The sequence below is a fragment of the Streptomyces sp. NPDC104313 genome, assembly GCF_055583985.1.
On record NZ_JBVJMW010000018.1, the window covers coordinates 91,512 to 105,475 of the forward strand.

The window sequence follows — 13,964 nt, forward strand, 5'->3', positions numbered from 1 at the left end:
GGTCCGGGGTCCGCCGCGCCAGGGCCCGCCGTCAACCTGCCGCCGACGCCCGGAGGGCGGCAGGGCGGCGCATGGACGACAGACCCTGGGGCCCGAAGAGGGAAGCCCCCCCAGCCTCCTACCAACCCGGCCTCCCCGTCCAGGCCGGTCCGGGCCTCCTCCGCGGCTCCACCGGGCCGACGGAGCCCAACTGGCCCGGTGAAGGCGGGCGGTGACCACGGCGCGAGAACTCACGGACCCCGGGAGGGCATGTCCTAGATCGGCACAATGTCCGGCGCGCCGAGCCGGGCCGCGTCCGCCGTGAGGTCGTCGGGCTGCCGCTGTGATTCGCGTTCGGCCTCCACCCGCTTCTCGTAGTGCTCGACCTCCCGGTCGATCCGTCCCTCGTCCCAGCCCAGCACCGGCGCCATCAGCTCCGCGCAGAGCCGGGCGCTACGGGTGCCCCGGTCGAAGGTCTCGATGGAGATCCGGGTGCGCCGGGTCAGCACGTCGTCCAGATGGCGGGCGCCCTCGTGGGAGGCCGCGTAGACGATCTCGGCGCGCAGATAGTCGTCGGCGGCGGGCAGGGGTTCGCCCAAGGTGGGGTCGGCGAGGATCAGTTCCAGAATCTCCTCGGTCATTGAGCCGTACCGGTTGAGCAGATGCTCCACCCGGGCGACATGGAGTCCGGTCCGGGCCGCGATCCGGGCGCGCGCGTTCCACAGGGCCTTGTACCCCTCGGCCCCCAGGAGCGGGGTGTCCTCGGTGACGCAGGTGGCGACCCGCTGGTCGAGTCCGTGCACCGCCTCGTCCACCGCGTCCTTGGCCATGACCCGGTACGTCGTGTACTTGCCGCCCGCCACGACGACCAGGCCGGGGGCGGGGTGGGCCACCGTGTGCTCGCGTGACAACTTGCTGGTGGCGTCCGACTCACCGGCCAGCAGCGGTCGCAGTCCGGCATAGACACCCTGGACGTCGTCCCTGGTCAGCGGGGTGTTCAGGACGGAGTTGACGTGCTGGAGGAGGTAGTCGATATCGGCGCTGGAGGCGGCCGGGTGGGCCTTGTCCAGGTCCCAGTCGGTGTCCGTGGTGCCGATGATCCAGTGCCGGCCCCAGGGGATGACGAAGAGGACGGACTTCTCGGTGCGCAGGATGAGGCCGGTGGAGGAGTGGATGCGGTCCTTGGGGACGACCAGGTGGATGCCCTTGGAGGCCCGGACGTGGAACTGCCCGCGCTCGCCGATGAGCCCCTGGGTGTCGTCGGTCCACACGCCGGTCGCGTTGACCACCTGCTTGGCCCGGATCTCGTACTCCGTACCACCCTCGACGTCCCTCACGAGCGCGCCCACGACCCGCTCGCCCTCGCGGAGGAAGCCGATCACCCTGGCCCCGTTCGCCACCTGGGCCCCGTAGGACGCGGCGGTGCGCACCAGCTCGGTGACGAAGCGGGCGTCGTCCATCTGCGCGTCGTAGTACTGGAGGGCGCCGACCAGGGCGTCCTTCCTCAGCGCGGGGGCGACCCGCAGGGCGTGCTTGTGGGAGAGATGGCGGTGGACGGGGAGGCCGCGGCCATGGCCGGAGGAGACCGACATCGCGTCGTACAGCGCGACCCCGGAGCCGGCGTACAGCCGCTCCCAGCCCTTGTGCTGCAAGGGGTAGAGGAAGGGCACGGGCTTCACCAGGTGCGGGGCGAGCCGTCCGAGGAGCAGCCCGCGCTCCTTGAGCGCCTCCCGGACCAGGGCGAAGTCGAGCATCTCCAGATAGCGCAGACCGCCGTGGATCAGCTTGCTCGACCTGCTCGATGTGCCGGATGCCCAGTCACGCGCCTCGACCAGGCCGGTCGAGAGGCCTCTGGTGACGGCGTCCAGCGCCGTGCCCGCGCCGACCACGCCCGCCCCCACGACCAGCACGTCCAGTTCGCGCTCGGCCATGGCGGCGAGCGCGACGGTGCGCTCGGCGGGTCCCAGTGTCGCTGTCCTCACTGCTGCCTCCCGGTGGATCGGGGTGGTCGGACACGGAAGTGCCACCCGGCCGAGGGGCCGGCCGCCCGTGTCCACCCCTCGATTCTGTCCGCGCTCCCCGAGTTCAGCCACCGCCTGTGGACAACACTCGGGCGACCGGAGCCCCACAATGCGACATATAGGTCATATTTACGCCTAGTCTGACATTGCGCTGTCCACAGCAGTTGCGATCTTCGCTCTCCGCACTTATGGGGGTCTTCCTGTATGCCCGCAGACCTCGCCGTCATCGGACTCGGTCACCTCGGCCTGCCCCTCGCCCGGGCCGCCGTGACCGCCGGAATCGACACCGTCGGCTACGACCCCGACCCACGGCCCTACGCGGAACTCGGAGCGGGCCGCAGCCCCGTCGAGGGCACCCTCACCGCCTCCGAGATCCGCCGCATGCTCTCCGGCGGCTTCCGGCCCACCACCGAAGCCGCCGAGCTGGGCCGGGTCCGTACCGCCGTGATCTGCTCCCCCACCCCGCTCGGCCCCGACCGTACCGTCGACCTCACCGCGCTCCGCGACGCCGCCCGCGCGCTGGCCGCCCGGCTGCGCCCGCACACCACCGTGCTGCTGGAGTCCGCCGTGCCTCCCGGCACCACCGAGAACGTCCTGCGCCCCCTGCTCGAAGAGGGCTCGGGGCTCGTCGCCGGACGCGACTTCCACCTCGCCTGCTCCCCCGCCCGGCTCGACCCCGGCAACCGCACCCATGTCCTGGCCAACACCCCCAAGGTCATCGGCGGCCTCACCCCCGCCTGCACCGAGTCGGCCGCCGCCTTCTACGGACGGCTCACCGACAAGGTCGTACGGGCCCGAGGCCCGCGCGAGGCGGAGATGACGAAGGTGCTGGAGACCAACTTCCGGCACGTCAACATCGCGCTGGTCAACGAGATGGCGGTGCTCTGCCACGACCTCGGCGTCGACCTCTGGGACGTCATCCGGTGCGCCGAGACCAAACCGTTCGGCTTCCAGCCCTTCCGGCCGGGACCCGGCGTCGGCGGACACGGCGTTCCGGTGGACCCGGGCTGTCCGCCCTACGGCACCGGCACCCCCGGGCACCCGCTGCGGATGGTCTCGCTGGCGCGGGAGATCAACGACCGGATGCCCAGTTACGTCATCCAGCGCTGTGCCACCCTCCTGAACGAGCACGGCAAGTCCGTCCGGGGCGCACGCGTGCTGCTGCTCGGCGTCACGTACAAGCCGGACAGCGCCGACCAGGAGGCCGCCCCCGCCCGCGAGATCGCGACCCGGCTGATGGACATGGGCGCCCAGGTCGGCTACCACGATCCGCACGTCCTGGACTGGCGGGTGCGCGAACGCCCCGTCCCGCGCGCCGACTCGCTGTACGAGGCGGCGGCCGCGGCCGACCTGACCGTACTGCTCCAGCAGCACCGCACCTACGACCTCCAGGGCCTCGCGGTGAAGGCCCAACTGCTCCTGGACACCCGGGGGGCCACCCCGGCGGGAGCCGCGCACCGGCTCTGAGCCGTGACGGGGCTCCGGCGGGAGCCGCGCACCGGCTCCGAGACGTGACGGGGCGTCGAAAGATCGCCGGTGACCGGTTCCGGGGTGTACTGCTACCCTGCGGCGTCACAGAGCGCACAGTCGTGCGTGTCTCGCACGTTTGTGCGTAGCAATCCCAGGGGGAGCCCCGCCGTGAGTCAGCCCGTGCAGCCGCCGAACCAACCCCAGCAGCCCTACGGCGGTCAGCCCGTCGACGGCAATCCGTACGCCGGTCAGCCGGGCGGGCCCGCCCCCGCCTCCCCGACCGGCAACCATTACGGCCAGCAGCCCCCGGGACCGACCGGCAACCCGTTCGCGGGTCAGCAGCCCGGCCAGAACGCACCATTCGGCGGCACGCCCTTCACCCCGGTGCCGCCGGCCCGCGACAACATCATGCTCGGCGTGCTGGTCGCCCTGGGCGCGGCCGTCGTCGCGGGCATCCTGTACGGCGTGATCGCGGGCTCCATCGAGCGCGAGGTCGGCTACGCGGCGGTCGGTGTCGGCTTCCTGGTCGGCTTCGCGTCGAGCAAGGTCGGCGGCTCCAACCCGGCGGTCATCGGCGCCGCGGCCGTCCTCTCGATCGGCGCCGTCTACCTCGGGCAGCTCGTCGGCATCTCGATGGTGCTCGCCGACCTGGCGCAGATCCCTTTCTCCGAGGTCGTCGACGACCACTTCGGCGCCGTGACGGAGGCCTGGTCGCGGGAGGCCGACTTCATGACCTACCTCTTCCTCGCCCTCGGTGCGGTCGCCGCCGTCGGTGGCGCCAAGAAGGCCGGCTGACCCCCGCAGGGCCATACGGGAACTCGGAAGGGCCCGGACCGTGGCGCGTGGTGGTCCGGGCCCTTCCGTCTGCCTACGACGTGCGGGAGATCAGCGGCGGTGCTGCGAGTCCGCCACCGTCACCTCGACGCGCTGGAACTCCTTGAGGTCGCTGTAGCCGGTGGTGGCCATCGCGCGACGCAGGGCGCCGAAGATGTTCATCGAGCCGTCCGGGGTGTGCGAAGGACCGGTGAGGACCTCCTCCGTCGTCCCGACCGAGCCGAGGTCGACCAGCTTGCCGCGCGGCACGTCCTCGTGGACGGCCTCCATGCCCCAGTGCCGGCCGCGGCCGGGCGCGTCCGTCGCGCGGGCCAGCGGGGAGCCCATCATCACGGCGTCCGCACCGCAGGCGATGGCCTTCGGCAGGTCGCCGGACCAGCCGACGCCGCCGTCGGCGATGACGTGCACGTACCGGCCGCCGGACTCGTCCATGTAGTCGCGGCGGGCGCCCGCGACATCCGCGACGGCGGTGGCCATCGGGACCTGGATGCCGAAGACGTTGCGCGTGGTGTGCGCCGCGCCGCCGCCGAAGCCGACGAGGACACCGGCCGCGCCGGTCCGCATCAGGTGCAGGGCGGCGGTGTACGTGGCGCAGCCGCCGACGATGACCGGGACGTCCAGCTCGTAGATGAACTGCTTCAGGTTCAGCGGCTCGGCCGCGCCCGAGACGTGCTCGGCGGAGACCGTCGTACCGCGGATGACGAAGATGTCGACGCCCGCGTCGACGACCGCCTTGGAGAACTGGGCGGTGCGCTGCGGGGAGAGCGCGGCGGCGGTGACGACGCCGGAGTCGCGCACCTCCTTGATGCGCTGCCCGATCAGCTCCTCCTGGATGGGGGCGGAGTAGATCTCCTGGAGCCGACGGGTCGCGGACTCGACCGGCATCTCGGCGATCTCGTCCAGCAGCGGCTGCGGGTCGGCGTGCCGGGTCCACAGGCCTTCCAGGTTCAGCACGCCCAGGCCGCCGAGCTCGCCGATCCGGATGGCGTGCTGCGGGGAGACCACGGAGTCCATGGGAGCGGCCAGGAAGGGCAGCTCGAAGCGGTAGGCGTCGATCTGCCAGGCGATCGAGACCTCCTTCGGGTCGCGGGTGCGGCGGCTCGGAACGACGGCGATGTCGTCGAATGCGTAAGCCCGGCGGCCGCGCTTGCCGCGTCCGATCTCGATCTCAGTCACGATGTGTGGCCTTTCCCTCTACGTCTGCGCTGACCAGTATCCCCGACACGCAGGGAGGGGCGGTACCGGGAACTCCGACACTGTTGGCCGCCAACAGTGTCCGGGAACTCCGGTCCGCCCCTCCCCTGTGCGAATGCGTTACTTCCTGCTGTAGTTCGGTGCTTCGACCGTCATCTGGATGTCGTGCGGGTGGCTCTCCTTGAGGCCCGCCGAGGTGATCCGGACGAAGCGGCCCTTGCTCTCCATCTGGTCGACGGACGCGGCGCCGACGTAGCCCATGGTCTGGCGGAGGCCGCCGACGAGCTGGTGGAGAACGTTGGCCAGCGGGCCTCGGTAGGGCACCTGGCCCTCGATGCCCTCGGGGACGAGCTTGTCGTCCGAGGAGACCTCGGCCTGGAAGTAGCGGTCCTTGGAGTAGGACCGGCCCTGTCCGCGGGACTGCATCGCGCCCAGCGAGCCCATGCCGCGGTACGACTTGAACTGCTTGCCGTTGATGAACATCAGCTCGCCCGGGGACTCCTCGCAGCCCGCGAGGAGGCTGCCCAGCATCACGCTGTCCGCCCCGGCGGCCAGCGCCTTGCCGATGTCGCCGGAGTACTGGAGGCCGCCGTCACCGATCACCGGGACGCCCGCGGCGCGCGCGGCGAGCGCGGCCTCGTAGATCGCGGTGACCTGCGGGACGCCGATGCCGGCGACCACACGGGTGGTACAGATCGAGCCGGGTCCGACGCCGACCTTCACGCCGTCGACGCCGGCGTCGATCAGCGCCTGGGCGCCGTCGCGGGTGGCGACGTTGCCGCCGATGACGTCCACCCCGACGCTCGACTTGATCTTCGCCATCCAGGCGAGGGCGTTGCTGTTGTGCCCGTGCGAGGTGTCGACGATGAGGAAGTCGACCCCGGCGGAGGCGAGCCCCTGTGCGCGCTCCAGCGCCTCGGGGCTGGCGCCGACGGCCGCGCCGACCAGCAGCCGGCCCTCGGCGTCCTTGGCGGCGTTCGGGTACTGCTCGGCCTTCTTGAAGTCCTTGACCGTGATGAGGCCCTTGAGGATGCCCGCCTCGTCGACCAGCGGCAGCTTCTCGATCTTGTGGCGGCGCAGCAGCTCCATGGCCTCCACGCCGGAGATCCCGACCCGCCCGGTGACGAGCGGCATCGGCGTCATGACCTCGCGCACCTGGCGCGAGCGGTCCGACTCGAAGGCCATGTCGCGGTTGGTGACGATGCCCAGCAGCTTGCCCGCGGGGTCGGTGACCGGCACGCCGCTGATGCGGAACTTCGCGCAGAGCGCGTCGGCCTCGCCGAGCGTGGCGTCGGGGTGCACGGTGATCGGGTCGGTGACCATGCCGGACTCGGAGCGCTTGACCAGGTCGACCTGGTTCACCTGGTCCTCGATGGAGAGGTTGCGGTGCAGCACGCCGACGCCGCCCTGACGGGCCATGGCGATCGCCATGCGGGCCTCGGTCACCTTGTCCATGGCGGCCGACAACAGGGGAATGTTCACCCGGACGTTGCGCGAGATGAGCGTGGAGGTGTCCACCGCGTTGGGCAGGACCTCGGACGCGCCGGGCAACAGCAGCACGTCGTCGTAGGTCAGCCCGAGCGTCGCGAACTTCTCGGGCACTCCGTCGACGTTTGCAGTCATGACACCTTCCCCAAATGGCCTTGATCGGTGCGGATGTCCATGCTAACGGGCTCCGCGGGCGTCTCATTCCACGATCAAGATCACTTGGCTGTTCTGTAGCTTCCTACAGCCTTCCTCCGGGCTTCCCACAGCCTTCTCCCGCGAAGGCCGGAGCGGAAGCCTCTACTGCTCGGCGAGCGCCCGGAGCCTGCTGAGCGCGCGGTGCTGGGCGACCCGGACCGCGCCCGGGGACATCCCGAGCATCTGGCCGGTCTCCTCCGCGGTCAGCCCGACCGCGACCCGCAGGACCAGCAGCTCGCGCTGGTTCTCCGGGAGGTTGGCGAGGAGCTTCTTCGCCCAGGCGGCGTCGCTGCTGAGCAGGGCGCGCTCCTCCGGGCCGAGGGAGTCGTCGGGCCGCTCCGGCATCTCGTCGGACGGGACGGCGGTCGCCCCCGGGTGGCGCATCGCGGCGCGCTGGAGGTCGGCGACCTTGTGCCCGGCGATCGCGAAGACGAAGGCCTCGAAGGGCCTGCCGGTGTCCTTGTAGCGCGGCAGCGCCATCAGCACCGCGACGCAGACCTCCTGCGCCAGGTCCTCCACGAAGTGGCGAGCATCACCGGGAAGACGGTTCAGCCGGGAGCGGCAGTAGCGCAGCGCGAGGGGGTGTACATGGGCCAGCAGATCATGGGTGGCCTGGGCGTCGCCGTCGACGGCCCGGTGCACGAGGGCACCGATCACCGTGGTTTCGTCGTCGCGCATCGGACCATGGTGCCCTGAGGCCGCCCGGTCCGCTCCACCGCGTCCCGAGTTGTGCACCGAAGCGTTATGAGCGGGTGCGCCGGATGTCATGCCCTGCGCCCTCCCCTTCCGCTCGACCGAATCGTTCCTGAGGAACTCCACGACTCAAGGATGCGTCATCGGCCGGGAAGCGTCACATGGCACCGTGAGCGGGCGACCGGATACGGGGTGTGGAGCCGGTGACCCGCTCCGTGACCCCGTCCGCCGGTCTGCGGACGGGGCGCGGCCCGGGCCGGCCGTCAGCGAACCAGGCCCCAGCGGAATCCGAGGGCCACCGCATGGGCGCGGTCCGAAGCCCCGAGCTTCTTGAACAGGCGCCGGGCGTGGGTCTTGACCGTGTCCTCGGAGAGAAACAGCTCACGGCCGATCTCCGCGTTGGAGCGGCCGTGGCTCATGCCTTCGAGGACCTGGATCTCCCGCGCGGTGAGGGTGGGAGCCGCCCCCATCTCGGCGGACCGCAGCCGGCGCGGGGCGAGCCGCCACGTCGGATCGGCCAGCGCCTGGGTGACGGTGGCCCGCAGCTCGGCGCGCGAGGCGTCCTTGTGCAGATATCCGCGGGCCCCCGCGGCGACCGCGAGCGCGACGCCGTCCAGGTCCTCGGCGACGGTCAGCATGATGATCCGGGCCCCGGGGTCGGCGGAGAGCAGCCGCCGGACGGTCTCCACACCCCCCAGACCGGGCATGCGTACGTCCATCAGAATCAGATCCGAACGATCGGCACCCCAGCGGCGGAGGACTTCCTCGCCGTTGGCCGCCGTCGTCACGCGTTCGACGCCGGGCACGGTGGCCACCGCGCGACGGAGCGCTTCTCGGGCAAGCGGGGAGTCGTCGCAGACGAGGACGGATGTCATGACCGTCCTCCGCAGCTGATGCGCGTCACCTTGAGCCTCCAGGCTGATACAAGTCGTCACCTGTGCGGTTGACCCCCTCGGACATGTGCCCGAGCCGGATATCCGTCAACCGCATCCGTTCCCTTAACGACGGTCACTCGAAAGAGTTACGGGTCGGGCGCCCGGGTTCGGCACTCTACGTGAAGGGCCGCACACGGAGGAGAGCGGCACGGGTGATTCACCCGTCAACCGAATCTTCACTCGTTGGCATGCCCTTTTTGGCGCCATTTCTTCCCTTTTGAGGGTGTCTGTGGCTAGATTCGCAATCAGTCATATTTACATCTACTAGCACCGTAGATGTACGGTCGAGACTTCGGTCACACCGATCACAGACGGTCCGATCACAGCAGGCCGTCGATCACAGACGGTCGAGATGCCGCTTCCGACGCGACACAGCTCCGAGGGGACAAGCAATGGCAGATTTCTCCCGCCTTCCCGGACCCAACGCAGACCTGTGGGACTGGCAGCTGCTCGCCGCCTGCCGAGGCGTGGACAGCTCCCTGTTCTTCCACCCCGAGGGTGAGCGCGGCGCGGCCCGGAGTGCCCGCGAGACCTCCGCCAAGGAGGTCTGCATGCGCTGCCCGGTACGTGCCGAGTGCGCGGCGCACGCCCTCGCCGTACGGGAGCCCTACGGAGTGTGGGGCGGCCTGACGGAGGACGAGCGCGAAGAGCTGATGGGCCGGGCCAGAACCCGGCTGATCACCGCGGCGCCCGCCGCGGGCCCGGGCCCCGGCGCCACCTGACACCCGTACGCCGTAACCTGCCGAAGAAACGTTTCTTCGGCACCTTCAGCCGTCCGGCCCGCGACCAGCCGCAGCGGGACCGGACCCCTCACCGCCCGTGGGCCGCGGGGCCCGTCGGGCGCCGCGGCCCACCCGGCAGCCTCTCAGCGGGTGGCCGTGCGCGACAGCTGGTCCAGGGTGGCCGCCACCGCCGGGACCCGGGCCAGGTCCGGCAGGGTCAGCGCGACGATCTCCCGCTCGATCGCGGGCTCGACCGGCACGGCCCTGGCCCCCTTGGGGCGTACCGACTCGACGGCCAGCTCCGGCAGCACCGCCACCCCGAGCCCGGCCCCGACGAGCCCCATCACCGCCGGGTAGTCGTCCGTGGCGAAGTCGATGCGCGGGGTGAAGCCGGACTCCTCGCAGACCTCGACCAGCTGCCGGCGGCAGCGCGGGCAGCCCGCGATCCACGACTCCTCGGCCAGCTCGCCGATGGACACGCTCGACGCCTCCGCCAGCCGGTGCCCCTCCGGGACCAGACCGATCAGCCGGTCGGTGAGCAGCGGCCGGACCACCAGGTCGTCCCATTCGCCGCCGGTGCTCCCGTAACGGAACGCCAGTGCGATGTCGCAGTCGCCCTCGCGCAGCAGGTCCACCGAGCGCGGCGGCTCCGCCTCGACGAGCGACACCCGGGTGCCGGGATGTTCGGCGCGCAGGGCCGCCAGCGCTCCCGGGACCAGGGTGGAGCTGCCACTGGGGAAGGAGACCAGCCGGACCCGGCCGGCCCGCAGCCCGGCGATGGCGGCGACCTCCTCCTCGGCGGCGGTCAGCCCCGCGAGGATGCCGGAGGCGTGTCGTACCAGCGCCTCGCCGGCCTGGGTGAGGCGCATCTCACGTCCGGTGCGGATCAGCAGCGTGGTGCCCGCGGAGGACTCCAGGGCCTTCATCTGCTGACTGACGGCGGGCTGGGTGCAGCCGAGTTCGCGGGCTGCGGCGGAGAACGAGCCGGTGGTGGACACGGCACGCAGGACACGGAGGTGGCGAGCTTCGATCACCCAACCATCATAAGAAATTCTTGGAGGCTGGGCGAATTCACGATGGGAGCCTTTGGGGTCAGGGCCGGTCGGGGACGCGGTGCCCGGCAGGGCTGAGGGCAGGTCAGGGGCGTCCGGGGCGGGGCACTAACGTGCGGCGTATGACGACTGCACTGATCACGGGCGCGACGGCGGGCATCGGGGCCGCGTTCGCGCGGCGGCTCGCGGCCCAGGGGCACAACCTGGTGCTGGTGGCACGGGACACCGCGCGGCTGCGCGAGCAGGCCACCGAACTGCACGACCGGCACGGCATCGAGGCAGAGGTGCGACACGCGGATCTGTCCACGGACGGCGGGATCAAAGCGGTGGAGGAGCGGCTCGCGGACCGCACGCACCCGGTCGATCTGCTGGTCAACAACGCCGGGTTCGGCAACAGGGGACGCTTCCTGGAAGTGTCCATGGCCGATGAGCTGACGATGCTGAAGGTGCACTGCGAGGCGGTGCTGCGGCTGACCTCGGCAGCCGTCACCGGGATGAAGGAGCGGGGCCGGGGCGGGGTCGTCAACGTGGCGTCCGTCGCGGCGTTCGTGCCGCGCGGTACGTACGGGGCGTCCAAGGCGTGGGTCGTGCAGTTCACCCAGGGCGCGGCACGGGATCTGGCCGGGTCGGGGGTGCGGCTGATGGTGCTGTGTCCCGGGTTCGTGCGGACGGAGTTCCACGAGCGGGCCGGGATGGGCACGGACAACATCCCGGGCTGGATGTGGCTCGACGCGGACAAGCTGGTGGCGTCCGCGCTGACGGATCTGGCCCGGGGGAAGACGGTGTCGATCCCGGACCCGCGCTACAAGGCGCTGATGGGACTGGTGAAGGTCGCCCCGCGGGGTCTGCTCGGCGGGGTCACGTCGCGGACGGGCCGCAAGTACGGTCCGCAGTAGTCGGTTCGCGGCGGCGGGTCACCTGCTGCCGGTTCGCCGTCGTCGATCGGTACGCGAGTCGGTTCCGCCCCTCCCCCGCTCGGCGCAGGGCCGGCTCACGGCGGAACGGCCCGGAACGCGCCGAGACCCGGCACCCCAGCGACAGGGGTACCGGGCCTCGGGCGTACCGGACGGTACGGGGCGGTACTAGTGGGAGTGGCCGTGGCCGCCGTGACCGGCGTCGGCCTCTTCCTCGGCCGGCTTCTCGACGACCAGGGTCTCGGTCGTGAGCAGCAGCGACGCGATGGACGCGGCGTTCTCCAGGGCGGAGCGGGTGACCTTGACCGGGTCGATGACGCCGGCCTTGACCAGGTCGCCGTACTCGCCGGTGGCGGCGTTGAAGCCCTGGCCCTTGTCGAGCTCGGAGACCTTGGAGGTGATGACGTAACCCTCCAGGCCGGCGTTCTCGGCGATCCAGCGCAGCGGCTCGACGGCGGCGCGGCGGACGACCGCGACACCGGTGGCCTCGTCGCCGGTCTTGCCGAGGTTGCCCTCCAGGACCTTCACCGCGTGGACGAGGGCGGAGCCACCGCCGGAGACGATGCCCTCCTCGACAGCGGCGCGGGTCGCGGAGATGGCGTCCTCGAGGCGGTGCTTCTTCTCCTTGAGCTCCACCTCGGTGGCGGCGCCGACACGGATGACGCACACGCCGCCGGCCAGCTTCGCGAGGCGCTCCTGGAGCTTCTCGCGGTCCCAGTCGGAGTCCGTGGACTCGATCTCGGCCTTGATCTGGTTGACGCGGCCCTTGACGTCGTCGGAGTTGCCCCCGCCGTCGACGATGGTCGTGTCGTCCTTGGAGATGGTGACGCGGCGGGCGGTGCCCAGCACGTCGAGACCGGCGCCGTCGAGCTTGAGGCCGACCTCTTCGGCGATGACGGTCGCACCGGTGAGGGTGGCGATGTCACCGAGCATGGCCTTGCGGCGGTCGCCGAAGCCCGGGGCCTTCACCGCGACGGCGTTGAAGGTGCCACGGATCTTGTTGACGACGAGGGTGGAGAGCGCCTCGCCCTCGACGTCCTCGGCGATGATCAGGAGCGGCTTGGAGGCGCCGGCCTGGATGACCTTCTCCAGGAGCGGGAGCAGCTCCTGGATGGAGCCGATCTTGCCCTGGTGGATCAGGATGTACGGGTCGTCGAGGACGGCCTCCATACGCTCCTGGTCGGACACCATGTACGGGGACAGGTAGCCCTTGTCGAAGGCCATGCCCTCGGTGAACTCCAGGTCCAGACCGAAGGTGTTGGACTCCTCGACGGTGATGACACCGTCCTTGCCGACCTTGTCCATCGCGTCCGCGATGAGCTCGCCGACCTGGGTGTCCTGCGCGGAGAGCGCGGCCACGGCGGCGATGTCGGACTTGTCGTCGATCGGGCGGGCGGTCGCGAGGAGCTCCTCGGACACGGCCTTGACCGCGGCGTCGATGCCCTTCTTCAGGGAGGCCGGGGAGGCGCCGGCGGCGACGTTGCGCAGGCCCTCGCGGACGAGCGCCTGGGCCAGGACGGTCGCGGTGGTGGTGCCGTCACCCGCTACGTCGTTGGTCTTGGTCGCCACCTCCTTGACGAGCTGGGCGCCGAGGTTCTCGTACGGGTCGTCGAGCTCGACCTCGCGGGCGATGGTGACACCGTCGTTGGTGATGGTGGGAGCGCCGAACTTCTTGTCGATGACGACGTTGCGGCCCTTGGGGCCGATCGTCACCTTGACCGTGTCGGCAAGCTTGTTGACGCCGCGCTCAAGGGCGCGACGGGCGTCCTCGTCGAACTTCAGAATCTTCGCCATGGGCTGTATCCCTCTCAAAATGAACTGCGCCCCTCGCCGCCCGGCTAGTTATTTCGCAGGGGGCCAGGGGCGCAGAACACAAGCAAACGTGGGTGAATTACTTCTCGATGATCGCGAGAACGTCGCGGGCCGAGAGGACGAGGTACTCCTCGCCGTTGTACTTCACCTCGGTGCCGCCGTACTTGCTGTACAGGACGACGTCGCCGGTCTTGACGTCGAGCGGAAGCCGCTCGCCGTTCTCGAAGCGGCCCGGGCCCACGGCGAGGACGACGCCCTCCTGGGGCTTCTCCTTCGCGGTGTCCGGAATGACCAGGCCGGAAGCCGTGGTCTGCTCGGCGTCGAGCGGCTGGACCACAATGCGGTCCTCGAGCGGCTTGATCGCAACCTTGGAGCTGGTGGTCGACACGATCCGGTCTCCCCCTTCGGAGATCTCACGGGGTTTAACAGTCTGTGGGCGGCGACCTGACCGGCCCGTCGTCGCGGGTGCCGGACCTGTCCTGTCGCGCAGAGTGGTGCTGGCACTCTCCAGGGGGGAGTGCCAGCACCGAGACTATGACCGCGATTAGCACTCGGTCAAGCGGAGTGCCAATTCACCACCCTCACGCTGCCTGGATCAGGGCTCCGTGGGGTCACCTTCCGGACAACGCCGGGGCGGGGCACCGCCTTCCGTACG

At 70.7% G+C, this 13,964-nt stretch carries 12 protein-coding genes; 4 read left to right on the plus strand and 8 right to left on the minus strand.

The features are described 5' to 3' along the window. Positions 1-254: 254 nt before the first annotated feature. Entirely contained in the window at positions 255-1,961 is a 1,707-nt protein-coding gene (locus tag ACZ60Q_RS31395) for a glycerol-3-phosphate dehydrogenase/oxidase (protein ID WP_469640955.1), read from the minus strand. Between the two features lie 243 nt (positions 1,962-2,204). Between ACZ60Q_RS31395 and ACZ60Q_RS31400 the strand changes: the two genes are divergently transcribed. Then, positions 2,205-3,467 carry a nucleotide sugar dehydrogenase gene (locus ACZ60Q_RS31400; RefSeq protein ID WP_469640956.1) on the plus strand — a complete coding sequence of 421 codons (1,263 nt, stop codon included), beginning with the start codon at positions 2,205-2,207 and terminating at the stop codon, positions 3,465-3,467. Between the two features lie 171 nt (positions 3,468-3,638). Then, complete coding sequence (locus ACZ60Q_RS31405) at positions 3,639-4,265, plus strand: hypothetical protein (protein WP_469640957.1); 627 nt, start codon at positions 3,639-3,641, stop codon at positions 4,263-4,265. Between the two features lie 90 nt (positions 4,266-4,355). Here ACZ60Q_RS31405 and ACZ60Q_RS31410 read toward each other — a convergent pair whose 3' ends face one another. The 4 genes from ACZ60Q_RS31410 to ACZ60Q_RS31425 form a co-directional block, all read right to left on the minus strand. Then, a complete protein-coding gene (locus ACZ60Q_RS31410; RefSeq protein ID WP_007453079.1) occupies positions 4,356-5,480 on the minus strand; it encodes a GuaB3 family IMP dehydrogenase-related protein in 1,125 nt (374 codons plus the stop codon). Positions 5,481-5,618: 138 nt separating this feature from the next. Continuing rightward, positions 5,619-7,121 carry an IMP dehydrogenase gene (guaB, locus tag ACZ60Q_RS31415; protein ID WP_469640958.1) on the minus strand — a complete coding sequence of 501 codons (1,503 nt, stop codon included), beginning with the start codon at positions 7,119-7,121 and terminating at the stop codon, positions 5,619-5,621. Positions 7,122-7,283: 162 nt separating this feature from the next. Next, a complete protein-coding gene (locus tag ACZ60Q_RS31420) occupies positions 7,284-7,859 on the minus strand; it encodes a sigma-70 family RNA polymerase sigma factor (protein WP_469640959.1) in 576 nt (191 codons plus the stop codon). A 278-nt stretch (positions 7,860-8,137) separates the two neighbouring features. Further along, positions 8,138-8,749: a response regulator transcription factor gene (locus ACZ60Q_RS31425; RefSeq protein ID WP_003948568.1), complete on the minus strand. Its 612-nt coding sequence runs from the start codon at positions 8,747-8,749 to the stop codon at positions 8,138-8,140. A gap of 452 nt (positions 8,750-9,201) precedes the next feature. On the opposite strand from ACZ60Q_RS31425, the gene ACZ60Q_RS31430 reads away from it, so the two are divergent. Further along, positions 9,202-9,531: a WhiB family transcriptional regulator gene (locus tag ACZ60Q_RS31430; RefSeq protein WP_073800659.1), complete on the plus strand. Its 330-nt coding sequence runs from the start codon at positions 9,202-9,204 to the stop codon at positions 9,529-9,531. Positions 9,532-9,674: 143 nt separating this feature from the next. On the opposite strand, the gene ACZ60Q_RS31435 is transcribed toward ACZ60Q_RS31430, so the two are convergent. After that, a complete protein-coding gene (locus ACZ60Q_RS31435; RefSeq protein WP_469640960.1) occupies positions 9,675-10,565 on the minus strand; it encodes a LysR family transcriptional regulator in 891 nt (296 codons plus the stop codon). A gap of 140 nt (positions 10,566-10,705) precedes the next feature. Here ACZ60Q_RS31435 and ACZ60Q_RS31440 point away from each other — a divergent pair, with 140 nt between their 5' ends. Further along, the gene (locus tag ACZ60Q_RS31440) at positions 10,706-11,479 is read left to right on the plus strand and encodes an SDR family NAD(P)-dependent oxidoreductase (protein ID WP_469640961.1); all 774 of its coding nucleotides are present in this window, start codon (positions 10,706-10,708) and stop codon (positions 11,477-11,479) included. 186 nt (positions 11,480-11,665) lie between these two features. Here ACZ60Q_RS31440 and groL read toward each other — a convergent pair whose 3' ends face one another. Next, positions 11,666-13,291, minus strand: a complete 1,626-nt coding sequence (gene groL, locus ACZ60Q_RS31445) for a chaperonin GroEL (protein ID WP_469640962.1) — start codon at positions 13,289-13,291, stop codon at positions 11,666-11,668. A 97-nt stretch (positions 13,292-13,388) separates the two neighbouring features. After that, a complete protein-coding gene (gene groES, locus ACZ60Q_RS31450) occupies positions 13,389-13,697 on the minus strand; it encodes a co-chaperone GroES (protein ID WP_028439209.1) in 309 nt (102 codons plus the stop codon). Positions 13,698-13,964 lie beyond the last annotated feature (267 nt).